General features: G+C 69.2%; 22 protein-coding genes and 1 pseudogene. 10 read left to right on the top strand and 13 right to left on the bottom strand.

Annotated features, from left to right (window positions below):
• Positions 1-7 precede the first annotated feature (7 nt).
• Positions 8-2,491 (top strand): helicase-associated domain-containing protein, encoded by a 2,484-nt coding sequence (locus ABZU46_RS03450; protein WP_354854785.1) that lies wholly within the window; start codon positions 8-10, stop codon positions 2,489-2,491.
• 24 nt (positions 2,492-2,515) lie between these two features.
• On the opposite strand, the gene ABZU46_RS03445 is transcribed toward ABZU46_RS03450, so the two are convergent.
• Together ABZU46_RS03445 and ABZU46_RS03440 are read right to left on the bottom strand one after the other, a co-directional pair.
• Positions 2,516-2,752, bottom strand: a complete 237-nt coding sequence (locus tag ABZU46_RS03445) for a hypothetical protein (RefSeq protein WP_354854783.1) — start codon at positions 2,750-2,752, stop codon at positions 2,516-2,518.
• A 95-nt stretch (positions 2,753-2,847) separates the two neighbouring features.
• Entirely contained in the window at positions 2,848-3,708 is an 861-nt protein-coding gene (locus tag ABZU46_RS03440) for a L,D-transpeptidase family protein (protein WP_354854781.1), read from the bottom strand.
• A gap of 173 nt (positions 3,709-3,881) precedes the next feature.
• Here ABZU46_RS03440 and ABZU46_RS03435 point away from each other — a divergent pair, with 173 nt between their 5' ends.
• Positions 3,882-5,561 carry a DNA repair helicase XPB gene (locus ABZU46_RS03435; RefSeq protein WP_354854779.1) on the top strand — a complete coding sequence of 560 codons (1,680 nt, stop codon included), beginning with the start codon at positions 3,882-3,884 and terminating at the stop codon, positions 5,559-5,561.
• Positions 5,562-5,773: 212 nt separating this feature from the next.
• Here ABZU46_RS03435 and ABZU46_RS03430 read toward each other — a convergent pair whose 3' ends face one another.
• A complete protein-coding gene (locus ABZU46_RS03430; protein WP_354854777.1) occupies positions 5,774-6,346 on the bottom strand; it encodes a TetR/AcrR family transcriptional regulator in 573 nt (190 codons plus the stop codon).
• A gap of 87 nt (positions 6,347-6,433) precedes the next feature.
• Here ABZU46_RS03430 and ABZU46_RS03425 point away from each other — a divergent pair, with 87 nt between their 5' ends.
• Positions 6,434-6,805: a DUF4267 domain-containing protein gene (locus ABZU46_RS03425; protein ID WP_354854775.1), complete on the top strand. Its 372-nt coding sequence runs from the start codon at positions 6,434-6,436 to the stop codon at positions 6,803-6,805.
• An 87-nt stretch (positions 6,806-6,892) separates the two neighbouring features.
• On the opposite strand, the gene ABZU46_RS03420 is transcribed toward ABZU46_RS03425, so the two are convergent.
• From ABZU46_RS03420 to ABZU46_RS03405, 4 genes are all read right to left on the bottom strand, one after another.
• Positions 6,893-7,585, bottom strand: coding sequence for a hypothetical protein (locus tag ABZU46_RS03420; protein ID WP_354854774.1), 693 nt, complete (start codon positions 7,583-7,585; stop codon positions 6,893-6,895).
• 194 nt (positions 7,586-7,779) lie between these two features.
• Entirely contained in the window at positions 7,780-11,751 is a 3,972-nt protein-coding gene (locus ABZU46_RS03415) for a carbohydrate-binding protein (RefSeq protein WP_354854772.1), read from the bottom strand.
• A 136-nt stretch (positions 11,752-11,887) separates the two neighbouring features.
• A complete protein-coding gene (locus ABZU46_RS03410) occupies positions 11,888-11,989 on the bottom strand; it encodes a toxin-antitoxin system HicB family antitoxin (RefSeq protein WP_354854813.1) in 102 nt (33 codons plus the stop codon).
• Positions 11,990-12,001: 12 nt separating this feature from the next.
• Positions 12,002-12,232: a hypothetical protein gene (locus ABZU46_RS03405; protein WP_354854771.1), complete on the bottom strand. Its 231-nt coding sequence runs from the start codon at positions 12,230-12,232 to the stop codon at positions 12,002-12,004.
• Between the two features lie 405 nt (positions 12,233-12,637).
• On the opposite strand from ABZU46_RS03405, the pseudogene ABZU46_RS03400 reads away from it, so the two are divergent.
• Positions 12,638-12,990: pseudogene (locus ABZU46_RS03400) on the top strand (IS5/IS1182 family transposase); the annotation flags it as partial.
• A gap of 304 nt (positions 12,991-13,294) precedes the next feature.
• Positions 13,295-13,873, top strand: coding sequence for a hypothetical protein (locus ABZU46_RS03395; protein WP_354854769.1), 579 nt, complete (start codon positions 13,295-13,297; stop codon positions 13,871-13,873).
• Between the two features lie 750 nt (positions 13,874-14,623).
• Here the strand turns inward: ABZU46_RS03395 and ABZU46_RS03390 are convergent.
• Entirely contained in the window at positions 14,624-15,046 is a 423-nt protein-coding gene (locus ABZU46_RS03390) for a hypothetical protein (protein WP_354854767.1), read from the bottom strand.
• A 2,063-nt stretch (positions 15,047-17,109) separates the two neighbouring features.
• The gene (locus tag ABZU46_RS03385) at positions 17,110-17,337 is read right to left on the bottom strand and encodes a winged helix-turn-helix domain-containing protein (RefSeq protein ID WP_354854765.1); all 228 of its coding nucleotides are present in this window, start codon (positions 17,335-17,337) and stop codon (positions 17,110-17,112) included.
• 369 nt (positions 17,338-17,706) lie between these two features.
• Between ABZU46_RS03385 and ABZU46_RS03380 the strand changes: the two genes are divergently transcribed.
• Entirely contained in the window at positions 17,707-17,976 is a 270-nt protein-coding gene (locus ABZU46_RS03380; protein WP_354854763.1) for a hypothetical protein, read from the top strand.
• Positions 17,977-18,048: 72 nt separating this feature from the next.
• Here ABZU46_RS03380 and ABZU46_RS03375 read toward each other — a convergent pair whose 3' ends face one another.
• Positions 18,049-18,963 (bottom strand): RNA polymerase sigma-70 factor, encoded by a 915-nt coding sequence (locus tag ABZU46_RS03375; RefSeq protein ID WP_354854761.1) that lies wholly within the window; start codon positions 18,961-18,963, stop codon positions 18,049-18,051.
• Positions 18,964-19,132: 169 nt separating this feature from the next.
• Here ABZU46_RS03375 and ABZU46_RS03370 point away from each other — a divergent pair, with 169 nt between their 5' ends.
• Entirely contained in the window at positions 19,133-19,618 is a 486-nt protein-coding gene (locus ABZU46_RS03370) for a carboxymuconolactone decarboxylase family protein (RefSeq protein ID WP_354854759.1), read from the top strand.
• A gap of 122 nt (positions 19,619-19,740) precedes the next feature.
• Here the strand turns inward: ABZU46_RS03370 and ABZU46_RS03365 are convergent, their stop codons facing one another.
• The gene (locus ABZU46_RS03365; RefSeq protein ID WP_354854757.1) at positions 19,741-20,703 is read right to left on the bottom strand and encodes a zinc metalloprotease; all 963 of its coding nucleotides are present in this window, start codon (positions 20,701-20,703) and stop codon (positions 19,741-19,743) included.
• Positions 20,704-21,045: 342 nt separating this feature from the next.
• Here ABZU46_RS03365 and ABZU46_RS03360 point away from each other — a divergent pair, with 342 nt between their 5' ends.
• Positions 21,046-21,708, top strand: a complete 663-nt coding sequence (locus tag ABZU46_RS03360) for a tetratricopeptide repeat protein (RefSeq protein WP_354854755.1) — start codon at positions 21,046-21,048, stop codon at positions 21,706-21,708.
• 5 nt (positions 21,709-21,713) lie between these two features.
• Here the strand turns inward: ABZU46_RS03360 and ABZU46_RS03355 are convergent, their stop codons facing one another.
• Entirely contained in the window at positions 21,714-22,466 is a 753-nt protein-coding gene (locus tag ABZU46_RS03355; RefSeq protein ID WP_354854753.1) for a TIGR03089 family protein, read from the bottom strand.
• A gap of 143 nt (positions 22,467-22,609) precedes the next feature.
• On the opposite strand from ABZU46_RS03355, the gene ABZU46_RS03350 reads away from it, so the two are divergent.
• Complete coding sequence (locus ABZU46_RS03350; protein WP_354854751.1) at positions 22,610-23,641, top strand: hypothetical protein; 1,032 nt, start codon at positions 22,610-22,612, stop codon at positions 23,639-23,641.
• 111 nt (positions 23,642-23,752) lie between these two features.
• On the opposite strand, the gene ABZU46_RS03345 is transcribed toward ABZU46_RS03350, so the two are convergent.
• Positions 23,753-24,121: a MerR family transcriptional regulator gene (locus ABZU46_RS03345; protein ID WP_354854749.1), complete on the bottom strand. Its 369-nt coding sequence runs from the start codon at positions 24,119-24,121 to the stop codon at positions 23,753-23,755.
• A gap of 58 nt (positions 24,122-24,179) precedes the next feature.
• Here ABZU46_RS03345 and ABZU46_RS03340 point away from each other — a divergent pair, with 58 nt between their 5' ends.
• Positions 24,180-25,088 carry an NAD(P)-binding domain-containing protein gene (locus ABZU46_RS03340; protein WP_354854747.1) on the top strand — a complete coding sequence of 303 codons (909 nt, stop codon included), beginning with the start codon at positions 24,180-24,182 and terminating at the stop codon, positions 25,086-25,088.
• The last annotated feature ends 4 nt before the right edge of the window (positions 25,089-25,092 follow it).

Raw genomic sequence — 25,092 nt, 5'->3', positions numbered from 1 at the left:
AAAGACGATGACCACCTCACTCGCCGACCACCTGCGGTCGCTGCCCGACGAGGCGCTGGCCGCGCTCCTCCAGCTCCGGCCGGACCTCGTCGTGCCCGTGCCGGCAGACGTCTCCGCCCTGGCCATCCGCGCCCAGTCCCGGGTCTCGGTGGCCCGCGCCCTGGACGGGCTGGACCAGTTCACCCTCCAGATCCTCGACGCCGCCCGGCTCACCCGGCATCCGGACGAGGGCACCACGGCCACCGACGCCGTGCTCGCCATGGCGACCACCGGGCCGCACCCGCCGGCACCGACGGCCGTCCGGGCCGCCCTCGGCCGGCTGAGGGCGCTCTTCCTGCTGTACGGCCCCGAGCACGCCCTGCACGTGGTGCCCGCCGTCGACGAGGTCTCCCCGTACCCCGCTGGGCTCGGCCGACCCGCCGCGGAGCTGGACCCGCGCACGGCCGCGCTCTGCGCGGACCCGGCGAAACTGCGCCGGACGCTGCTCGCCGCGCCCCCGTCGGCCCGGGCGATCCTGGACCGGTTGGCGGCCGGACCACCCGTGGGCAGCGTGCCCCCGGGCGCGTTGCAGGCACCGCCGATCGGCACGCAGGACGCCGTCCTCGCCGACCCGACCAACGGTGGCGCGCCGACCGGCTCGCCGGTGCGTTGGCTGGTCGACAACCGGCTGCTGGTCGCCGTCTCGGCCGGCTCGTCGACGGCAAGCGGAACGGTCGAGCTGCCCCGCGAGGTGGGGCTGCTGCTGCGCCGCGACAGTGGGCCGCTCGGGCCGTTGCGCACCAGCCCGCCGCCGGTGGCCACCGCTCCGCGCGAGCCCAAGGCGGTCGACTCGGCCGGCGCCGGGCAGACCATGGAGGTGGTCCGGCACACCGAAGGACTGTTGGAGCAGCTTGCCGCCGAACCCGCGCCGGTGCTGCGCTCCGGCGGCATCGGCGTCCGGGACCTGCGCCGGCTGGCGCGTACCGCCGGCCTGGACGAGCCGACCACCGCCCTGCTGCTGGAGGTGGCGTACGCGGCGGGGCTCGCCGGTGAGCTGGAGATGCCCGGTTCGACCACGGGCCGGTACGGCGCGGACCAGCAGGTGCTGCCGACCGGCGGGTACGAGGTGTGGCGGGCCGCCTCACTGGCCCAGCGGTGGGAGCACCTGGCCCGCGCCTGGTTGACGATGACCCGGCAGGTCGGCCTGGTCGGTCGGCGGGACGACCGGGACCGGCCGATCACCGCGCTGTCCGCCGAGGCCGAGCGGGCCGGCGCACCGGCCACCCGGCGGGCGGTGCTCGGGGTGCTCGCCGACCTGGAGCCGGCGACCGCGCCCACCCCGAAGGAGGTGCAGGCCCTGCTGGACTGGCGGGCGCCGCGACGCAGCCGGGGTCGGGAGGCCGCCCACCGGGAGGTGCTGGCCGAGGCGGCGCAGCTCGGCGTGACCGGCCTGGGGGCGCTCACCTCGTACGGGCGGTTGCTGCTGGGCGAGCTGACGTCGGCCGACGAGCCGGGCGGCGACCCCCTGGGGTTGCACGCGGACGCGGAGAGCGGCGATCCGTCCAGTGCCGCGCGGGCGTTGGACGCGCTGCTGCCCGCCCCGGTCGACCACTTCCTGGTGCAGGCCGACCTGACCGTGGTGGTGCCCGGGCCGCCCGAGCCGGCGCTGGCCGCCGAGTTGGAAGCGACGACCGAACCCGAGTCGGCCGGCGGGGCGAGTGTGCACCGGGTCACCACGGCGAGCGTACGGAGAGCGCTGGACGCCGGTTACACGGCCGACGACCTGCACGAGCTGTTCCGGCGACGGTCGCGTACCCCGGTGCCGCAGGGACTCAGCTACCTGGTGGACGACGTGGCCCGTAAGCACGGTGGGCTGCGGGTCGGGTCGGCCGGGGCGTACCTGCGCAGTGACGACGAGGCGCTGCTCACCGAGGTGCTGGCCGACCGGCGGCTGGAGTCGTTGACGCTGCGCCGGCTGGCGCCGACGGTGCTGAGCACCCCGTACCAGGTCAGCCGGCTGTTGGGCGCGCTGCGGGACGCCGGGTACGCGCCGGTGCAGGAGGACGGCACGGGCGGCACGATGCTGTCCCGTCCCCGGATCAGGCGTGCTCCGGCGCGGGTCGCGGTGACCACCAGGACGCTCGATCCGCTGGCCGCCCCGAAGCTGCCGATGCCCCGGCTGCTCGGGGTGGTGGAGCACATCCGCCGGGGTGACGCGGCGGCGCGGGCGGCCCGCCGGGCGCCGGCCGTCGTCCGGGGCGGGGCGGCAGGGCTGGGCGGAGGCCCGGTGCCCGCGCACACGCACAGCGAGGCCCTTGCCGTGCTCCAGCAGGCGGTCCGCGACAAGGCGCTGGTCTGGGTCGGGTATGTCGACGCGCACGGGGCGACCGCGTCCCGGCTGGTCAAGCCGGTCTCGATCGGTGCCGGCTACCTGCGAGCCGAGGACGAGCGGACCGAGATGCTGCACACCTTCGCACTGCACCGGATCACGGCGGCGGTGCTGGCGGACTGACGGGGCGACGCCGCCGCTGCTCGGTCAGCGGCGGCTGCGCCGAAAGGTGCCGACCACCGAGACGACAAGCAACAGTGCGAAGCCGGCGCCGGCGGACTCACCGACCGAGTCGACGAAGCCCTGCCGCAGCACCAGCCAGCCGAAGAGGAACCACCCGACGAGGAGCGCCGCGGCGAGGGCGTACGCGACCACGGTCACGCGGGACACCTCGTCGGGTGGCGCCTGTTCATGCTCTGCGATCACGTCACGGTCGACCGTCATGCCCAGCCTCCCCGCCCGGTGCGGCCCTGGACTCCCAAGAGTGTCACTCCCGGGACGGGTGTGACAGGGGATAAACCCCGAGTCGGGCGGGATGGTCAGGTGCCGGGGCGGCGGCCGATCAGCACCACCCGGGTGCCGACCTTGCCCAACTCCCACATCCGGACGGCGTCGGCGTGCAGCAGGTTGACGCAGCCGTGCGAGCCGATCGACTTGTCGTGCAGGTAGGTCGTGGTCTCGTGGAACCCCATGCCCTGGGTGAAGTGCTGCCAGTACGGCAGCCACACCTCGTACGGGTTGGACCACTCCTTCGGATTGCGGTAGTTGACCGTGTAGGTGCCGGACGGGGTCCGGTAGCCGGACATGCCGGTGCGCGTCACCGTCGGCGCCATGATCACCTTGCCGCCCCGGACCGCCCACACGGTCTGCCGGGTCAGGTCCACGCAGAAGGTGGTGCCGGTGCCGGCCTTGCAGCGGGTCGTGTCGGTGGTGGCGAGTCGCTGGGCCACGTCCAAGGTCGTCGGTCCGGCGCGTCCCTCGACGGGGCGAATGCCGTACCTCTTCTGGAACTTCTTGATGGCGGCGCAGTCGGCGGCGGACTGCCGCCCGTCGACCGTGACCGGCCCGAACCCGCCCAGCCGGGCGAGGTAGGTCTCCACGGCTCGCTGGTGCTGGCCCTGCGGGCAGCCGGCGACGGTCGCGGGTGTGGTGCGCGTCGGCGTCGACGCGGTCGGTCTCGACTGTGGCGCGGCCGACGTCGGCGCGGCCGGCGTGGGCCGGCCGCGCTGGCCCGGCCCGGACGTGCCGCTCGCCCCCGTTGCCTGTTCCGCCGCACCGACCGGGGCGGCTCCCCCGCCACCACTCCCGCCGGACTGCGGATCGAACGTGCACGCGCCGGCCCCGACCAGCACGACCACCGCCAGGGCAACCAACCGGGAAGTGCTCCGGACACGCCTCATGGCACCTCCCCTGGACGGTCGTCCCTTTGCTAGACGTTCGTGAGTGCCGTCCTGGTTGCACCCGGTGCGCATCTTTCTTTCCACGTTCTCCGCCGTGCAACACTGGATGGTCGGCCAGCGGCGGGTCTGCGACCCGCTCCGGCTGGACGGCCAACCGAGGAGAGGACGCTGGCGTGAGTGGTGGACCCCTGATCGTGCAGTCGGACAAGACCCTGCTGCTGGAGATCGACCACCCCGACGCGCGGGCCTGCCGGATGGCGATCGCCCCCTTCGCCGAGCTGGAGCGCTCCCCGGAGCACGTGCACACGTACCGGCTGACCCCGCTCGGGCTGTGGAACGCCCGTGCGGCGGGGCACGATGCCGAGGGCGTGGTCGACACGCTGATCAAGTACTCGCGGTACCCGGTGCCGCACGCGCTGCTGGTGGACGTGGCCGAGACGATGGACCGCTACGGCCGGCTCCAGCTCGCGAACGACCCGGCGCACGGGTTGGTGCTGCGCGCGCTCGACCGGCTGGTGCTGATCGAGGTGGCCAAGAGCAAGAAGCTCGCCGGGATGCTCGGCGACAAGATCGACGACGACACGATCCGGGTCCACCCGTCCGAGCGGGGCCGGCTCAAGCAGGCGCTGCTCAAGCTGGGTTGGCCGGCGGAGGACCTGGCCGGTTACGTCGACGGTGAGGCGCACCCGATCGAGCTGGCCGAGGCCGGCAAGGACGGGCGCAAGCCGTGGACCCTGCGGTCGTACCAGCGGGAGGCCGTCGAGGCGTTCTGGGCCGGCGGGTCGGGCGTGGTGGTGCTGCCCTGCGGCGCCGGCAAGACCCTGGTGGGCGCGGCGGCGATGGCCGAGGCGAAGGCGACCACACTGATCCTGGTCACCAACACCGTCGCCGGCCGGCAGTGGAAGCGGGAGTTGATCGCCCGCACGTCGCTGACCGAGGAGGAGATCGGCGAGTACTCCGGCGAGCGCAAGGAGATCCGCCCGGTCACCATCGCCACGTACCAGGTGCTCACCTCGCGGCGCGGCGGCGCGTTCACCCACCTGGACCTGTTCGGCGCCCGCGACTGGGGCCTGGTCGTCTACGACGAGGTGCACCTGCTGCCCGCGCCGATCTTCCGGTTCACCGCGGACCTCCAGGCCCGCCGTCGGCTGGGCCTCACTGCCACTCTGGTACGCGAGGACGGCCGCGAGGGTGACGTGTTCAGCCTGATCGGGCCGAAGCGGTACGACGCGCCGTGGAAGGACATCGAGTCGCAGGGCTGGATCGCCCCGGCCGAGTGCGTCGAGGTCCGCGTGACCCTGACCGACGCGGAGCGGATGTCGTACGCGACGGCGGAGGCCGAGGAGCGCTACCGGATGGCGGCGACCGCCCGCACCAAGCTGCCGGTGGTCAAGGCGCTTGTCGACCGGCACCCGGACGACCAGGTGCTGGTGATCGGCGCGTACATCGACCAGTTGCACCAGATCGGCGAGTACCTCGACGCGCCGATCGTGCAGGGCTCGACCACGAACAAGGAGCGGGAGCGCCTGTTCGACGCGTTCCGCTCCGGTTCGCTGCGGACGTTGGTGATCTCGAAGGTCGGGAACTTCTCGATCGACCTGCCCGAGGCGGCGGTGGCGATCCAGGTGTCGGGGACGTTCGGGTCGCGGCAGGAGGAGGCGCAGCGGCTGGGTCGGGTGTTGCGGCCGAAGGCCGACGGGCGGCAGGCGCACTTCTACACGGTGGTCTCCCGGGACACGATCGACACCGAGTACGCGGCGCACCGGCAGCGGTTCCTCGCCGAGCAGGGGTACGCGTACACGATCGTCGACGCCGACGACGTCCTCGGCCCGTCCCTGCCGTCCTTCGACTGACGCGACGCTCGGCCTTGACGCCTTGACGCCTTGGCGCCTTGATCGACTCCACATCGCCGACGTGGCGGTATCCCAGCAGGTTGATGCCCCCACATCGGCGATACGGAGTCGATCAAAGGGTGACCGGCCACTGCCCGACGGCGCGGTTCGCTCTGCGGGTGTACCACCTCGCGCCGCGCGCGAGACGGCTGCGTCAGCCGTGATGGCGACCCTCAGCGAGAGAAGCGGTCCACCAGGACCGCGAGCCGGCGGTCGTGGTCGGCGCGGCGAAGCCGGCCGCTGCGCATCAGCGTGACCAGCCCGTGCAGGCCGCTCCAGAACGTCTCGGTGACCGCCTCCAGGTCGTCGTTCCCGGCGATCGGACGCACCGCGTCGGCCAGCTCGGCGAAACCCCGGGCCAGGTCGGTCGGGACGTCCTGGCTGGCGAACGGCAGGTCCACGGCGAGGGTGAACATCGCGTCGTAGAGGGCGGGCCGCTGTTCGGCGAAGGTGGTGTACGCCGTGGCGACGTCGGCGACCGCTTGCCGGGGGTTGGCGGCCGAGGCCCGCGCCGACGCCAGGGCGGTGGCCAGCTCGGCGAAGCCCTCGACGGCGACTGCCGCCATGATGGCGTCCTTGCCCTTGAAGTGGCTGTAGAGGACGGGCTGGCTGTATTCGATCTCGGCGGCGAGCCGCCGGGTGGTGACGGCGTCCCAGCCCTCGGCCAGGGCCAGGTCGCGGGCGGCGGCGACGATGGCCCGTTCCCGTTCCGCCCGCTCGCGCTCCCGGCGCGTCTGAGTCGACATGACAAAATCCTAGCACCGCTAGCAAACCTGCCGCCGCTCTGCTAGCGTCGCTCCCATATCTAGCAACGCTAGGAATTGGAGCGGACCATGTTGTCACCCCTCGCCTACGGGCTCGCCGTCGTCCTCAGCCTCTTCGTCGCCTTCATCGGTGCGCGGTTCCTGCTGGTGCCGCAGGCCGCAGCCGCCGGGTACGGCGTACCGGCCCGGCCGGATGGCGACCCCGCCTACCTGACGATCAAGGGCCTACGCGATCTCAGCTACGGCCTGCTCGGCCTCGCCCTGATCGCCTTCACCACGGCCGACGCGGTCGCGTGGTTCATGCTGATCGTCGCGCTCGTCCCGCTGGGCGACACCGTCATCGTGCTCCGCAACGGCGGAACGAAGGCCGTAGCCTTCGGCATCCACCTCGCCACGGCTGCGGTAGTCCTCCTGAACGCCGCCCTCCTCTTCGCCCTCTGACGCCCCACCGCACGTGGTGATCAAGAGGTTTGCGTCATCGACGGGCCGATCGGTGACGCAAACCTCTTGATCACCGCAGTCGGGGGGTCAGGACGTGGGAGGTGGGCAGCGATCGGGGAGTTGGACCTCGCCGGGGCGGAGCTCGAAGGTGTCCATCGTGAACCACTCGTCGAGTTCCGGGTCGAAGAGGTTCTGCAGGCCGAACTGCAACACCTGCCACCACCGGGTCGAGTCGCGCTGGTCGACGTAGATGTCGCCGAGCGCGAGCGGGAACCGGAAGAACTCTCCCGGCACGGTCGAGCCGCCGACGACGCCGACCCGCCAGTGGTCGACGTGCCGGTCCTTCTCCCCCTGCAGGATCTCCGGCCCGACGAAGCGGGCGGTCTTCAGCTTGTCGTTGAAGATCTGCCGGTTGAAGAACCCCGGCACCTTGCTGCACGGGCGCGGCGGCAACAGCGGGATGTTCGGCCACTTGTAGGTGAGCGTGTAGAGGGTGTTCTCGAAGATCAGGTTCGTGAACCAGATCGGGTACTCCGGGCCGCCGGCGATCATCTGACTGTTGCCGTCGCGGCCCTGCCAGCTGAACGGGACGTCGATGCCGAGGTCCCGCACGATGTACCGGCCGGTGCCCCGGAAGTCTGCGGGAAGCAGCGGCGGGCGCGGCTCGCGCGGCTCGGGGGCCACGTCGCCGTCCGCCCGGGCCGCGCGAGGCAGCGGCGCCGCCGCCGGACCCGGCGCGACCACGCCGAGGGCGAACAGGGCGCCGGCAACTGCCGACACCACCATCCGACGTGTACGCCTCGACGCCACCGCTGCCCTCCGTCGGGTGTGAGAGTGCCATCCGCTTTCGGCGCAGCGTATGAGCAGGAGAAATGTGAGAGCCGGCGGAAGACTGCCGCTCCACCGGACGGGTGACGGGACGCGCACCGGCCCGGGACCAGAAACGGTCCCGGGCCGGCGTCACGCCAATCTGACTACTTGATCAGCTTCCAGGGGCCACTCTTGTCACCGGGCTCCTGGCCGCGCGTCCACCATTTCGCCTCGTACACGTGCCCCTTGAACGTCACCCGGTCGCCGGCGTTGTAGACCCTCGTGAGCGTCCAGGCCGCCGGGCTGTTGTCCGGTGGGGTCGGGGCGATCTCCTCCCAGGACCCGTTGCGGTCACCGGGCTTCTGGTTGCGGGTGTACCACTGGGCCCGCCACTTCTTACCGTCGTACATGGCGACGTCACCCGCGTTGAAGATCCGTGACGTGGTCCAGATCGCCGTACCGTCCTCGGTCATGGCGATTTCCTGCCACGCGCCGTTGGCGTCGGCGCCCGGCTTCTGGTTCTTCGTGTACCAGGAGGCCCGGAAGACCCGGCCCTGGTAGGTCACCCGGTCCCCGTCGTTGTAGACGGTCGACGAACTCCACTGGGCCGGCAGGTTCACCGTCAGGACGGCGGTGGCCTGCACCGGAGTGAGGTGGTCGTCGCCCGCGTACGACGCGGTCAGCGTGTGCTGGCCGCCCGCGAGGCCCACCGGAAGGGTGAACGTCGCGGCGCCGTTGGTCAGCGTGGCCGAGCCCCGGACGGTCGTACCCTCGCGCAGCTCCACCGCGCCGGTGACCGGCGTACTGCCGGCCGCGACCTTCACCGTCACCGTCGCCGCGGTGCCCCAGCTGGTCGGGGCGGCGGTGACGGTCATCGTCGGGACCTGCTTGGCGATCGCGAACACGGCCGGTTGGGCCACCGCCTCGCCGCCGTCGGCGCTCTTCGCCGAGACGATCCAGCCGTACGAGGTGCCCGGCAGGAGCCTGTCCCAGGTCGCCGTGGCGACACCGTTCGAGGTCACCTCGTCGGTGCCGATCGTGCCGGACGGCCCGTACGCGGCGAGCGAGTCGGTGCTGAACGACGTCTTGCGGGTGCTGAGATCCACCGGCAGGGTCAGGTTGTCCTCCGAGCCGTTGTAGCGCGGCTTCGGCTGGCTGCCGTCCTGGCGGATGTCGTACTCGGTCGCCCCGAAGTTCTTCAGGAACGGCGAGTACGTGTCGATGTGCATCTCGGCCCGGTCCACGTCGAACTGGAGCAGGCGCAGGAAGCTCGCGCCGAACTGCAGCCGGTCGGTGGCCTTGTGGTCCGGGGTGCCGTCGCCGTTGACGTCGATGGTGCCGTCCGGGGCGACCCGCGTCGGCCACAGCTCGGCGGCGGTGACCGTGTAGAACTGGTAGTCCGCCAGCAGCTCGACGACGTCGTGGCTGACCGTGACGCCGATCTTCGACTTCAGGTTGGTGCCGACGCCGTGCTCGTGACCGGCGAGGACCAGGAAGACGTTCGGGTTGACCTCGACGACCTGCTTGAACAGCGGCGAGCCGTCCGGAGCGGAGAAGTCAGCACCCCGCCCGTCCGGGTTGGCCGACGGCTTCAGGTAGTCGTGGGAGAGCAGGATCCCGTTGCGGTCCTTGTACCGCTTGAAGATCGAGTCAGCCCACTTGGCCTCGGCCGGCGTGACGCAGTACGACAGGCCGACCGCCACGAAGTCCAGGCCACCTGCCGAGAAGAGCAGGTAGTTGTTCTGGTTGTCCTTGCCCGGGGTGACGGATCCGTCGGCGTTGGTCACCTCGTCCCACGCGTGGTATTCGGTGCCCTTCGGCCAGCCCTTCGCCGTCCCGTAGTACCGGTCGGCGCTGAAGGTCCGGCTGAACCGGGAGGTGGGGCCCGTCTCGGCGCCCAACTGGTCGTCGTGGTTGCCCGCGATGACCTGGTTGACGACGCCGTTGTCGTCGAGGATCTTCTGGAAGCCCGAGGCGGTGGCCAGCTCCTTCTCGACCTGCTCGTGCAGACCGGGCCGCTTCAGCGAGCCGTCCGGGTTGGTGGCCAGCGGGTCGTAGTAGTCGTTCTCGATGACGTCGCCGGTGTGCGCGGCGTACGCGATCTTGCGGCTGGCCGCGTTGTCGGCGATCCACTGCATCTGGTCGCGGTACGCCGCCGACCAGATCGCCTGCTCCTCGGCGGTCTCGACGTCGGAGGGCTCGACGTTGCCATCGAAGTCGTCGTACGTGCCGCCGGCCGCACCCTCGGTGATGTACTGGGTGTCGGTGAAGTGCGCCAACGAGAAGTCGTACGAGTTCGGATCCTCGAAGCGGTCCTTGTCGTTCTGCGCCGACGCGTCGTGCGGCGACAGGTCGTCGGCGAACGGGTCCTCCCCGGTGACCAGCACGTGGACGACGCCGCCGTCGCGGTAGCCGGCCTCCACCGACGCGGTCAGGACCGTCTCGTTCCCGGCCTGGCCCCGCGCCGAAGTCAGCACGGTCCACTTGCCGGTGGCCGGGTTCCAGGCCCGCAGTGCCACGATCCGCGCCGGGTCGATGGTGCCCGACCAGCGCAGCGTGGGTTCCTGCCCGGTCGCTCCCAGCGGCAGGTCGTACCGCTGGAAGACCACCCCACGGCCGGACGGGGTGTCGATCGTCGCGCCGTCGAGCGGACGCAGCGAGGCGACGTCCACGCTCCGGTCGTGCTGCACGTCGAGCGTGGTCGGCACGTCGGCCGCCTCGCCCTGGTAGCCGCCGGTCGGCAGGACCACGTCCGCCTTGGTGAACGTGGCGGTCAGCCCGACACCCTCGGCGCCGGGGATCCGGGCGGACAGCTCCGCCGAGAGCGGATCGGTGCCCTTGACGGTCGAGTTGAGCTCGGTCGGGACGTCCGGGATGCTCGCGCTACTGAAGCGCACCTCGCGGGTGGCGGTGTTGCCGAGCGCGTCGGTCGCCGTCAGCGCGATGACGTGCGCACCGGCCGGCAGGCCGTGGCCGATCTGGTCGCCCTGCTTGACGGCCACGCCGTCGAGGGTGATGGCCGGCGTGCCGACCACCCCGGAGGCGTCCTTGATCTTGACGTTGAGCGCGACGGTCGACGTCAGCCGTTGCCCGGCCGCCGGGACGCTGCTCTCGATCTCCGGGGCGGTGTTGTCCGTGGTGAAGCGCCGCGTCGAGGTCTTGTCCCCGACGACCGCCTTGATGGTGTGGACGCCGTCCGCGATCGTCGTCGTGTCCACGTCGGCGCGCTTGCCCAGCGCCGGCAGCGCCGTGCCGTCCTGGGCGGTGACGTCGAACAGGACCACCTTGGTCAGCACCGCGTTGTAGCTGCTGCCGCAGGTGCCGTCGCCGAGGTACGTGGTCACCTGGGAGCCAGCGGGGTAGCTCGCCGAACCGATGGTGACCGTGGTCTGCGCGATCGAGCGGGTCAGCTGGGTCGCCTTCGCGTCGGTCGGCAGCAGCTGGAAGTCCCGCAGCGTGAAGTCGTCGAAGTTGTCGCAGCCGCCGGGTTTGGCGCTGCCGTGGTCGTTGCCCGCCACGAACTCCACGGCGTTGACGCCCGGCACCAGCCACTCGTTCGGGAAGGCGAGGTCGGCGACCTCCTTCTCCCACATGCCAATCTCCAGCGGGATGCCGTTGATCAGGACCTTGTTGTCGTACCCGTTGTCGCTGCCGTTGCCGCCGACGAACACCTTCAGGCGCGCGTCGCCTCCGCTGCCGAGGGTGTCGACGGTACGGGTCGTCGGGGCGCCGTCGATGGCGAAGTGGAACTCAGCGTCCCGGTTGGCACCGCAGGTGCCGTCGCCCAGCGCCAGCGTGGCGGCTGTCGTCTCCGCCTTCGTTACGGTCGTGCCGCTGGTGGTGACGAGGTACGTGGTGCCGGCCGTCACCGTGCCCGCCGTGCTCAGGCTGAGGCTCGTCGCCGCCCGGGTGAGGGTGAAGTCGTCGTGGTTGGCGCAGGTCGCGCCGTTGAGGGTGCCGTTGTAGTCGCCGGTGCGGACCTCGACGACGTTGTCACCGAGGTGCAGGAACCGGGTCGGGAACTCCAGCTTGACGTCCTGGGCGCCGGTGGCGCCGTAGTCGCCGCCGAGGTCGACCCGGTGGCCGTTGACAAGCGCGTAGTTCTGGTAGCGCGCCTCGATTGAGTTGCCGGCCACGACCGCGAGGCCGAGGGTGGCGGTGCCGGTGGCCAGCGTCTCCGCGTTCTCGGCGGGCTTGTCGTCGATGGCCAGCGACTCGACGTGGTCCTTGCCACCGCGGGGATGAACAGTTGGTTGATCAACTGCGCTCTCCTCAGGCGGCGCTGAGCTTCCGTAGGACGTACTGGTTGAGGCTTATGCCGTCCTCGGCGGCGTGGATGGCAAGCTCGCGGTGCAGGCTCTCGCCGACGCGCAGGCTGAACTTGCCTTAGTAGCTGCGGTCGGCGAACGGCTGCGGCACCGCCTCGCCCTGCTCCCCCATGTCCCCGATCACTTCACGCAGTACGTTCTGGAGCCCCTGCAGAGCCTCGATTTGGGAAGGGGCCAGCCAGGAGAGAGACGGGAACTCAGCGCAGGTGGCGACGAACTCGCGGTCCTGGACCGACCACGTGACGCGGTAGGTGTAGTGGGACACCTCAGGACGGGGATCGGTCTGCATCACATGGCCTCCTTCTTGTCGATCGCCTTGAACACTTGCCGTACCTGGTACGCCTTGGCCTTGCCCTTGTCGTTCTGGATGTTGACGCGCGGGTCGCCCGCCCAGGGCATCTTGAACACCGCATGGGAGGTCCCGGCCTGCCGCTCGTGTGATGGATCGCCGGACCGAGCCGGCGATGAAGGCGACTGGGTGCCGCAGATCCTGTCCAATTCCGAAAGAGCCGGAGACCGTCGGACTGTGTGTGCGCCTGCCAGGCTGAGGTCCACAGTAAATCTAGTGGATGGTTGAGCGACCCGCTTATCCGTCCGACCTGTCCGATCGCCCGCTGGGCGCTGATCGCACCACGACTGACCACCTGGGTCAGGCTCGCAGCGACGCTGGGATCGGCGGACGCACCGCAGCACTAGCGACATCTCCATTGGCATCGACCTTCTCAACCGGGCGAAGACAACCCACCCGATCCTGGCCAAGCACCTGGGTCGATACCGGCTTCAAGAACAAGCTCATCGCACACGGCGCCGCCCTCGGCATCGACGTCGAGGTCGTCGCCAAAGACCCGCAGGTCAAAATGATTCACCGTGATCAAACGCCGCCGGGTCGTCGAACGCACCCTCGGTTGGATCATGCAACACCGACGCCTTGCCCGCGACTACGAAGCCGTGCCCGCCAACTCCGCCAGCATGATCCGAATCGCGATAATCGACAGCCTCACGAAGCGCGCCGACGACGAAACCACCCTGACCTGCCGAGAAACCTGGGTACAGCATCACACACAAAACATGAACCAGACGCCTTGTGAGGCGAACGCCCCCGCCGTGCGCGTGCTTCCGCGGTCTGCGCTCGGCCGTCTGTGACGGTTCACCCGGGCCGGGATCGTCTGCCATCGCTAGCGCACCCTTGACAGGAGGTAGACTGATGCACTAAAGGCCGGATTCTTTGGGGTTGATCGACCAACCCTGTCGCGCGCCCCTGTCGCAAAGGCGACAGCCGGGACCGACAACCACGAGTGTTAGTCCACCGTACTAACAAGACAGAGGCGGAGCGCAGAGAGGACGGAGAATCATGATCGATACCGCGACACCGACCTCGCGCTCGTCGGTCAGTGGTCCTCCGGATGGCAGCCCTGCAAAGCGAGTCACCTTTGTGAATCTCGCAACGCTCGCTATGCTGCCCGCCATGCCCAAGGAGACCGAGCGCGACAACCTCAGGGTTGAGCAGGCGGTAGTGCGTGCCCAGCAAGCCGAACTTCGGGCTGATCAGGCCGAGCTAAGGGCAAAAGAAGCCGCATTTGAGCTTGAGAAGCTCCGCAATAGCGATCTTCGCCGGAAAGAGTACGAAAAGTTTCAACTTTGGAGCCACGGGATCCAGGGGGGGACCTGGGCGGTCATCGTGGGTGCGACCTACTTCCCTCTCAGGGCTGTCGAACAAATGCTCACGCACTTCGAGAAGGATGCGCCCGAGCTCACCCATGCACTTCAGATATCCATCTCATTCTCTGTCGTGCTACTCGTGTTCCTGGGCATTACCGGGGCGCAAAGCCGGCTCCGAAAGAGGAAGATCAAGGGCCAACGCGAGCGGCTGAAGGAGTTGGAGCAGGAGTTGAAGGGCTACACTCAAGAACAGGGCGGTATTTCGTCATGAGTGCAGGATCGGCTCCATTCTTCTTCATGCTATTGTTCGTCGCACTGTCCCCCTTTCTCATCATATTTCAGTTGACGCATCTTGCTCATAGCTCGTATAGGAATAAGCTTTGGCTGCTGCGTGACCGACTGAATGATGACCTTCGGAGGGGAAGCATCTCGCGAAGCGCTGCGGCACGTACCATCCAAGAACTACTCGAGGATCAGATCGAGGTCGCAGGGCGTCACACATTGAAGGATACCATTCTGGCTATTTCTATTTATCAGGTAGACGGGGAAACTTCAGTCTTCGAGGAAATACTTCGAAAGGACACCCCCTCAGGCGACAAAGAAAAGCTCTCCATGTATTTAAGAGAGCTTAGGCAAGCTACCATCCAACATCTTACGTGCGGCTCAGTTGCCGGATGGATCGTAATACCGCTATTCAAGGTTGTCAGCCGGATACTTCGAACGCTGGCTTCCCGCAGCTCTAAGGCCTCTGCAGAACGGGCGAGCACGGAGAATCGTGTCCGAGCCAAGCAGCGCCAGACCGACAAGCCTGCGCGAGCGATCGAAGGCTCTAGGAGCGTTGCCGTGGCAGAAGGTGTCGGCGTACATGCCCCTCTGCAAGAGAGAACTCTCGAACGAGCTGAAGAGATGAAGCAGAAGGTTGAACGCGCGGAAGTCGAAATCATGCCAGAGGCGGCACCTAACCGACGAGTGCGACACGCAAACGAAAGGCGGATGGCAGACCTTCTCCGTGCATAAGGCCTTAGCCTCCCAGGGCTTGCTTCATCGCGAGGACGGTGGCATTCTTTTGCCTCGCTATTTCACTGCGGTTTCCGGTCAGGCTATCTCGCATGATAGCCGATAGATAGCGATCTGCTGAATCGGCAACGTCGCTTGGTCCGAGAATGGTTATCTCCGCCATTGCCGCCATGGCCTCGGATCGGGCCTCCTTGAAAGCCGTCGCGCTTTCTTTACCGTCCGTCACTTCATCCGCTACAAGCCTCGTCGCGCAGTCCTCCATCTGATGTGTGGCCTTCAAGAACTGTCCGTAGACAGTCCTTCTATCTGTCTTGAGCGCCCTGCCCTCCTGGAATGTGAACTGCTTATTCGCCAACCAAATAGTTGCGGATATGGTTATCGCACCAACGGCGCCGGTTACTGACGGCGCAACCCACTCCCATGCCATACCTAATTATGTAGGCGAAGCATGGATTGTAAAGGCAAGATGAGCATCGGTTGGATTCGGTACGTGTCAGGAAAAGTTAACAATGGGAGCCCTCGCCTCAGGTCGATAGATCTTATACCGCGACCACGGCGTCGCCGTCCTTGATCGTTTCACGCCAGTACGAAGCACCCAGATCAGCGACGACAGCTTGGACCAACGGCCTCGGCCGCATCGACCTCTATCTCAGCTAGGCGGCACGGCTCCGCTACTGAACTCCCGCGGATCGGATCTGCGTCGATCGCGCGTCTGCCCCCTACTGGTCGGTTCCGGGGCACTGGTCAGCCGTCCGCCCCTCTGCGCGACGTGGTTATCCGCGTCCATCCTGGTCGACCGCTCCTCGTGGGCTCGACTGCTCGGCCTCCAGCCCCGGGTATGTGCCTTCGAATACATCGATGCCTCGACCAGCCTGTATCGAACGAGCTTGTGAAGCTTGTTGGCTACCACCAGCCCAGTCAGGACCAAGGTGACAACGGCGGTCGCGACTCCGACGGCGATGCTGGGCAGGAGCCCGAGGGCCGAGCTGGCATGCAGCCCTGCGGTCAGGCCGAAGACTACAGCTGGGAGGAGGCCGACGATGAGTGTGATCATCAGGATGAGCAGGGCTATTGGGATTGGGTGGAGACGCTCTTCGCATGGCGGCTCATCGTCGACCGGCTCGGATTGCCTGGGGATCAACCGCGAACTTTTGCGGTCAGACGCAGAGGTGGGGCGCGCCGGCCTTCGCTGGGGAGACGTGCTCTTCGGCACCTTCGCTCCATGGGCATTTTCGTAGGATCCTCGGACAGTGAGACATCCCGCTGGGGGCGAGCGCCGCCGGTTACCGCCGGATGGACGCTGCGGGTGTCTCATGCGGCTAACGAAAATCCATCTTTAAAGACACGCCTTGTGTGCTGTCCGTCTCACTGAGAGTGGCCGATCGTGTTAAGTGTCCGGGCAAAGGCGTACTCCGAACGCAACGTTCATCACTGTGGGTAGTCAGGAAGGTCCAAGCACAGTGGATCTATTCACTTGATCGCTATCTATGGCTTGCGCGGACGAAGACTGGCACACCTAGACCCCCGCGCCACCCACGTGCGGAAACGCGGAGGTTGCATCTACGGACGTCAGTCCGATGCCAAGTTCTCGGACGGATGCTACTCAGAAACCGAGCCGCAGTGCGGCAGGAAGGCCGCCACTAAGCAAGCGAGACCTCGTTATAGGTGGCGGGATGTGAGCCATGGCAGTGAATTGGCACACACCTCGGACAGAACGACCCTCTGTTACCGCAGGGGGTCGTTCGCAACCAGTAGCCCCGGTACTGAACGACGGACGAGCCACGTGGCCGATCAAGTTTGCGCGAGGAGCCGGCTCACCATGCCGGGTTGGAACAGGTGTCGAGCCCGTCACCTCGATTTCTCACAGGAACGCTGCGTCTCGCCGTCGACCGCCCGCTTACAAAACTCTGTACACCTCGTCCACACATGTTCCGGGGACGTCTGCAAGCTCTGAGTCTCGTCCATGGCAGGACTTGTCTATGTGCTGCCGTCCGGCGCGGTTGCTGTCAGCGTCGCTGTCGACAGCCAGTCCGCCAGCGACCAAGGCTGACCTCCGCTGGGGGATGCGGACCCGGCCTGTCGTCTGCTACCGGCCGGCGGCAATCCTCGTTTACCCGGCCATCCTGGAGCCGGAGCGCCCCCGCCGGAGGCGCAGTAGCCGCATCCCCGCGACCGCCGCCAGTTCGCCGACGCGGTCCCCGTGCGTTCCCTACACCGCGCGGGCTCGTGGTCGCGTGATCCGGCTGGCAACTGGCCACCACCACACCGGTCAACGGCCTGTCGTTCAGCGGCGACCCTCCGGGCTTTCCGCCCATCGCGCCAGCCACCGGGGCATCCGGCGTGACGCCCGCAGAGCGGCAGCGGCAGCGGCAGGCGCGCGCCCCGGGCAACGGCGCGTGCGACCCGGTCAGGGCCGCCTTGAGACATGTACAGAAATTCTGAACCACCTCGCCGAGGCGCTTCGCCGTTAGGGCAAATGACGGGTTGTGGTCAGCCCTGAGCGGACTCAGCAACGAAGACGCCCCGACCTGGGCGGCCAACCAACACGCCCTGCTCCCGCAGGACCGCCACTGCCCGGTGGATCGTCGAAACTGACACGTCGTAGTGGTCGGACAGCTGTTGAGTGGACGGGATCTTCGACCCGGGCTGGAACTCGCCCACCTCGATCCGCCTCAGCAGATCGTTGATCAACTCGTCCATGGTCGGCGGAATCGGCACGTGGAGGCCCCTTGCAGTCGGTTGGCCCTCCCAGTATCGAGCAACAGGTGAAAGAGCGGCAATAACTGACGCAGGAGAAGTAGGCAAGCTGCGACAGCTAGATTCGACAGGTAAGAGAGCGTTGACAGAGGTGACAGGTATCGGTAGCGTCGCTCTCGGTGATGCGGTGCTGCTGCGGTCGGTTGGCGCCTCTCGTACCGGTCTCGCATCGCCGCTGAGACCCCACCCTCCGCGCTCCCCCGGCGCGGCCCTGCTGCCGTACCGCCGATCGAAAGGCTGCGGTCGCAGGGTGGGGCGGTCTCCGCCGCCCGCAACCGGCGGAGACCGCCCCCTCCACTTCGACCCGACCCGACGAAGGGCGGTCTACCGATGAGCAGCCGCTGGGTGATTCACCTGCCGGTCACCGCGCCCGACCTGCTCCGGGCTCGAATCTTCGCCCGGACCGCCGCCCGGGTGCTGGCCCGGCTCAGCGCACGCGTCGAGCCCGGCGGGGTCACCGTCTCGGCCGAGGACCAACAGGGCGTACGACACTGGGTCTTCTGCGATCGGCCGCTGCCGCACGGACACGGCCGGTGTGCGCTGGCGGTGGACCACGCCTCGGCGTGCGCGCCACGCCCGCCGTGGCCCCGACGGCGCTGAATCGTCTACGTCATCAACTCCTACTCACGCAGGTGGAGACAGCCACGCCGCTGGGGGACCGGGTGACGAGGGTCAGCGGCTCAGGACGGTCTCCCGCTCCATGTGTGACAGCTTCGCGGGATTGCGCACGGCGTAGATCCCGGTGACGAGGCCGTCGTCGATGCGCAGGGCCACGACGGTGTCCAGCTCGCCGTCGAGGTGGACGATGAGCGCCGGGTAGCCGTTGACCTGCGCCGGCCGCAGCGAGGTGACGCCCGGGACCTTGCTCCACCCGCCGGCCAGCAGGCGGGCTACCTTGTCGGCGCCGATGATGGGCCGCGGGACGGCCTGTTTGACGCCGCCGCCGTCGCCGAGGAGGACGACGTCCGGCGCGAGGATGTCGAGCAAGCTCTGGAGGTCGCCGGTTTCGGCGGCCCGTTGGAACGCGTCGAGCGCGCTCCGGGTCTCGGCCGCGGACACGACCTGGCGGGGTCGGCGCGCGGCGACGTGCGCGCGGGCGCGGTGGGTGATCTGGCGGACGGCAGCCGGGCTCTTGTCGACGGCTTCGGCGATCTCGTCGTACCCCAGGTCGAACACCTCGCGCAGCACGAACACGGCGCGTTCGGTCGGCGCGAGGGTTTCCAGCACCAGCAGCATGGCCATCGAGACGCTGTCGGCCAGCGCAATGTCCTCGGCCACGTCGGGGGCGGTGAGCAGCGGCTCGGGCAGCCAGGAGCCGACGTAGGACTCCTTGCGGCGGCCGAGCGTCCGCAGCCGGATGAGTGACTGCCGGGTGGTGATGCGGACCAGGTACGCGCGCTGGTCGTGGACCGTGCCCAGGTCGACGCCCGCCCATCGCAGCCAGGTTTCCTGGAGTACGTCCTCCGCGTCGGCGGCCGAGCCGAGCATTTCGTACGCGACGGTGAAGAGCAGGTTGCGGTGGGCGAGGAACGCCTCGGTGGCCCGGTCCGGGCGGTCGTCGGCGGCGGTCTGCGGCGTGCTCACCATGGGTGACTCCTGTTCGCTCTCGACTGCGTCGCCCATCAGATGCCGGACCCGGCCGTTCTGTGACACCTGCGGCCTGTGGCGGTCGTCACCCCGGCCGCGCCGTCACAGATCGGGGATGGCCGGCATCTCATGGTCGTCCGATCGAACAATGCGAGTGAAGGACGGAACCATGGACGCCCGATTCAACATGTTCGACAACGAGACCGCGATGAAGTTCTTCAAGCGGTTCGCGAACGCCGGCCAGGTGATCCAGCGGTCGTCGCTGCCGCAGTCCACGCAGGAGCTGGTGTCGCTGCGGGCCAGCCAGATCAACGGCTGCGGCTGGTGCATCGACATGCACACCAAGGAGGCCGTGGCGGCCGGTGAGAGCGCGGTCCGGCTGAGCCTGGTGGCCGCCTGGCGTGAGGCCACCGTCTTCACCGAGGCCGAGCAGGCTGCGCTGGCGCTCGCCGAGGAGGGCACCCGGCTCGCCGACGCCCACCAGGGCGTGTCCGACGAGACGTGGGCTCAGGTGCGCAAGCACTACGACGACGACCAGATCGCCGCGCTGGTCGCCCTGGTCGCCCTGATCAACGCGGCCAACCGGCTCGCCGTGATCGTGCACCAGCGGGGCGGTTCGTACGAGCCGGGCATGTTCGCCGGCGCGTTCGAGTGAACGGGAGGCGTGCCCGGTATGGGATCACCCGACCCTGGACCGGGCACGCCGACCGTCAGCGGAGGCGATGTGGGGGCCGACGCAGCGCTGGTCGCGGCCCGCCAGCCCCCGACAATGCTGCGTCAGCCGGCGCCGCCGGCGCGGAACGCCACCCAGGCGTCGCTCATCCGGTCCGCCTGACCCGCGGTGAACATGTCCATGCAGGAGTCCTGCGTGTAGTCCATGAAGTTGTGGATCGGGTCCAGACCCGGCGCGGTGCAGGTGTCCGCCCCCACCGGGCAGTTGAACTGCGGCGCCGCCTCGCGCGGGGTGTCCGCGACGAAGTCGCCGGACGCGGAGCAGCCGTGGGCGAAGGTGTGCTCCAGCATCAGCCAGTGCCCGACCTCGTGCGTCAGGGTGTCACCGAGGGCGTACTTGCCGGCCGTGCCGCCCGGCATCGACTCGTCGAGCATCACCACGCCGTCGATGTAGTCGCGGCCGTTGTTGTAGCCCTTCGGGAAGTACGCCCAGCCGAGCAGGCCGCCGCCGATGTTGGCCGCGTACACGTTGAGGGTCTCCGAGTCGCCGGTGTAGAGCGCCTTCTTCATGTCGCGCTCGTTCTTGCCCGGCTCGACCGTGTACCAGGCGCTGTTCACCGTCCACGTGGTGTCGACGAGCGAGAACCGGAACGGGGTGTCGGAGGCGTCCGCCGCCGTACGGCCCGCGTACGAGTCGTTGAGCACCGTCATCTGTGCCGCGATCAGGGTGTTCCACCTGGTCCTCTCGGCGGCGGTGAGCGGGTGGTCGGAGACCATGTGGAAGACCGTCGGGATGGTGACGCTGCCGTTGGGCAGGCGCGGCGCGTCCTTGATCACGCCGTAGGCGTTGGCCTCGTTCTTCGAGTACAGCTCCGGTTCCTGTGCCGTGGCGCCGTGGGCGACCCGAGCAGCGCCGTGCGCGTCGGTGCCCGGGTCGCACGCCGCGACACCCGGGGAGACGGTCGCGGGGGCGGCCGTGGCCAGCGCCCCGGAGGCCCCGCCGGACGCCAGGAACGTGGCGGCGGTGGCGGTGAGTACCGCCAGTCGGAAGGTCGATCTCCTGTGCATCGGTGCACCTTTCAGTGAGGGAGCGGTGCGCTGTCGATGACGTCGTTGTTCGGGTATGAGAACATGCCGACGGCATCGACAAAAGACCCTCTGAGCAGGGCAGATGCCGATGTAACGGAACAGGATCGGGCAGCGCTGATTGGGGTCGCTCCGCGCGGTTGCGGGCATGCCCGCGCTGCTCACAGGTGCTGTGGCACGCCGGTGGGCGCGGCCGACCAGAGACCCTGCCGGCCGATGGCCGAACTCGTCACGCCACCCATCGCTGACCGTCTACACGGTGCCGGGCTTGACTACTAAGCTGCTCATCCGGCACGCAGTGGCGCTGCAAGGACGGGGGCGGCGATGAACGCCGAAGATCGCATCGAACGGGCCCGGAAACTCTACGAACAGGCCGTGTACAGCGGCGATGCCCACGTACTGGCCGACGCCGAACGGGACCTGGACGCGGTGGAGGCCGACAGCGCGCTGGCCCGTGGGCGGATCCTGCACGCGCGGTTTCTCGACGAACGCGCCAAGAGCGGCACCTCACCCGTCGAGGACCCGGCTGAACTGCCGTTGTTTGAGCGTGCGGCCGAGCTGTACCAGGCGCTGGCCGACACACGCGGCCAGGCCGAGGCGCTGTTCTGGATCGGCTGCCTGCATCAGATCATCCGGCGCGACAACGAGACCGCGGTTCCGCACCTGGAAAGGTCCCGCGAGCTGGCGGCGCAGGTCGGCGACAGACGGACCCAGGCCGAGGCATTGCGACACCTGGGCATCGCGGCGCACATGACCGGTCGGCTGGATGAAGCGCGCGAGCGGCTGGAGGAGTCGTCACGGCTGCGCCGAGAGGTGGGAGCGCTATCGGGCGTGGCCGCCAACATGGTCGGGCTGGCCTACGTCGCCGCCGCCCAGGACCGCCACGCGGACGCACTCGCGACACTCGACGAGGCGAACGCCATCGCACGGGCGCACGGCGCCCACGCCATCGTGCGGCAGATCGAACAGGCAAGAACGCAGATCTAGGCAGTTCAGAGGATCCGAGTCACCTGTTCGGCGGCGACGATCGCATCCCGTCGCGCCGGGTCGAGGTTGGCGCTGATGACCACGGACGCGCCCGCCGACAGCGGCGCGAGCAACCACTTCAACGGCTGCTCGTGCTCGGCGGCGTCGACGAGCAGCCGGTCACCGGCGCGCAGGTCCAGCATTCCGGCGACCTCCCGGGCGAGCGCTCCCCACTGTCCGTAGGTCGTGCCGTCCGCGCTGGCCGGATCCGACGGGTGGATGGCGGTGTGGTCGGGCGTGACGTCCGAGTGGCGAAGCACCTCGGCGGACCAGTCCAACCAGCCCAGCGGCACGTCAGCCAGCCGGCCCGGCCCGGTGCCGACGAGGTAGCGGTGCGGGGCGTCCGGCACGTCCTCCAACCAGTCGTCCTGGCGTTGCGGGGTCACGAAGACCGCGTCGAACGGTCGCTCGCCGCCGGGCTCCAGCACCGGCAGGCCCGCCGTGGCGCGCGGTCGGAACGACACCGCCAGGCCGCAGGCCCAGGCGCCCAACAACACCGCGGCGGTACGCCAGTGCGGCGGCAGTAACACCGCTAGGCGGCTGCCGGGGCCGAGTCCACAGCCGTCCCGCAGCAGGCTCGCGCTGCGCGCGGACCAGGCGCCGACCTGCTGGGCGGTGAGGTCGACGCGCTCCCCGGTCGCCTCGTCGCGGTAGCTGAGCAGGGGGCTCTCGGCGGCGGTGGGCGGGTCCGACAGGTCGGCCGTGGCGTGTGGCTGCATCCGCGTGCTCCCCGGGTGACGACGTCGCCACCACCCTACGCAACGACTTTGGTCGTACCCCTCGTCGGCCGATGGCCGTAGCGGCTGGCCGGGTGGCCCACGGACGCTACGGACGACCCCCGCAGCGCCACCGAGGAGTGCCCATGCCGACCGCGCCCGACCTCGCCGACCGTCCCCCGTTGCGCCGCCGGCTCGTGCCGGTGGTCGCGTTGCTGCTGCTCGCGCCCTGGGCGGCCGAGTGCTCGTGGGGTGGCTTCGCCCTCGACGGCTTCCTCCCGGTGCTGATCTTTCTGGCCCCGATGTACGGCGGGGCGGCGATCCTGATCCGGGAGACCGCCCGGCACCTCGGCGCGGGATGGCCGACCATCGTGCTGCTCGCCGCCGCCTTCGGTGTGCTCCAGGCCGGCCTGGTGGACCAGTCCCTGTTCAACCCCGGCTACCTCGATGACACCCAGTACGCCGACACCCGGGCCGCCGCCGAGGCGTCGCTGGTGCCGGGGCTCGGGTTCAGCCTCCGGCAGGCGTTCGACTACGTGGGCAACCACATCCTGCTGACCATCTGCGCGCCGATCGTGTTCGTCGAGTCGTTCCTCGGTGCGAAACGGCGGCTTCGGCCGTGGCTCGGACGACAGGGGTTGGCTGTGGTCGCGGTGCTCTACCTGCTCGGCAGCCTGCTGATCTTCACCACTCCCGAGGGCCGGAAGAACTTCCTGGCCAGCCCGCTTCAACTGGCCTTCGCCACGGCGGTGGTCCTCACCCTGGTCGCGGCGGCCCTACTGCCGCGCTGGCGTCGCCCCCACCAGCGCCGCGTCCGCCGGGTGCCGCACCCACTCTGGGTCGGCCTGCTGGTCGTCCTCGCCCACCTCTTCACCGATCCGACGCCCGGCTGGGCGGGGGTGCTCGTCGCGCTGGCGCTCGCGGCGGCGGTCGGCGCACTGGTCGCGTACTGGTCGGCGGGCCCACGCTGGGGGCAGCGGCACGTGCTCGCCGCGGGCTCGGCGAGCGTGGTCAGCGCCGCCGCGTTCGCGTACCTGGTGCCGCCGTACTCCCCGGCGAGCCCGGCGGCGGCCCTCGCCGGCGACGTGGCGGTCACCGTCATCACCGTGGCCCTGGTCGTTGGCGCCTGGTGGCGTCTGCGCGGCGCTTCGCCCGCTGTTCACGTCGCCGCAAGCTGATGCTCCCCGGCGGTGCCGGCCCGGCGTCGACGAGGTAGCGGTGCGGGGCACGGCGATACACCAGTACGGCGGCAGAAGCGCCGCCACGCGGCTGTCAGCAGCGGACGATGCTCAGGACCGGTCGCCGGCAGCAGGGCCGGCCTGGATGAGTCGATCCAGGACATCGCGAGCGGCTGCGAGCCGATCCATGGACGTCGTGATGCGGGTGCGCTCCACTGCCAGAGCGTCGAGGAGCTCCGGGCAGGTGGGGGCCAGCACGGTTACGTCGTCGGGGATGCAGGGAAGGATCTCGGCGATCGCCGCGGTGTTCAAGCCGGCGGACAGCAACAGTTGGATGTGCCGGACCGTGCCCACCGCCTGCGGCTCGTAGTGGCGGTAGCCGCTCGCGAGACGGGCCGGTCGCAACAGACCCTGCTCCTCGTAGTAGCGCAGGGCTCGTGGGGTGGTGCCGGCCTGCCGCGCCAATTCACTGATCCGCACACCACGAGCAGATCAGGGCTTGACCTTCACGTCAACGTGAAGGTTTAGCGTCGTCGCTGTGACACACCGCAACCTGGACAGTCAATCCGCCGCCGTCGCCGTCCTGGGGCTCGGCCCGATGGGCCGGGCGCTGGCCGCCGCGTCGCTCGCCGCCGGCCACCCCACCGTGCTCTGGAACCGCTCACCCGGCAAGGCGACCGCGCTGGTGGCCCAAGGGGCGGTGCTCGCTCCGACGGTGGCCGATGCGGCACGCCGGGCCTCGGTCGTCATCGCCTGCGTCATCAACTACCGGGCGGTCCGCGCCGTCATGTCGGGGCTCGAACGCCCGCCGAGAGGGACATTCGTCAACCTCAGCAGCGGGCACGCCGCCGAGGCACGGGACATGGCGGGCTGGGCAGCGCGGCGGGGCGTCAACTACCTCGACGGTGCCATCCTGACGCCCGCGCCGACCATCGGGACACCTGCCGCGACGATCCTCTACAGCGGTCCGCGGGCCCTCTTCGACGACAGCCTTCCCTGGCTGGAGAGCTTCGGTGGCGCCAGCACCTACCTCGGCCCGGACACCGGCACGGCAGCAGCGTACGAGATGGCGTTGCTCGACCTGTTCACCATGTCCGTCGGCGGGCTCGCGCACGCCTTCGCCCTGGCCATCACCGAGGGCATCCCCCCGACCGCGTTCGCCCGGTTCGCCAGAGGAATCGGTGGCCTGTTGCCCGACATGGCCGACCGGTTCGCCGATCAGCTCACGTCCGGAACCTTCGCCGCCGACATATCCACCATCGCGTCGGCGGGCTCCGCGGTCGCCCACGTCCGCGACGCCGCGGCCGCGCGCGGTGTCGACCCCGCGCCGCTAGAGGCTGTGCAATCGATCATCGACCGGGCCATTGCGGCGGGCCACGGAGGCGACAGCTACGCCAGGCTGGTCCAGTCGCTCGTACCAGCCGATCCGGCGCAGCCGGCACGCTGATCAC

The sequence above is a fragment of the Micromonospora sp. NPDC005197 genome (assembly GCF_040608295.1).
In the GTDB taxonomy this organism is placed as follows: domain Bacteria; phylum Actinomycetota; class Actinomycetes; order Mycobacteriales; family Micromonosporaceae; genus Micromonospora.
This window is presented reverse-complemented; position numbering and strand designations above follow the sequence as displayed.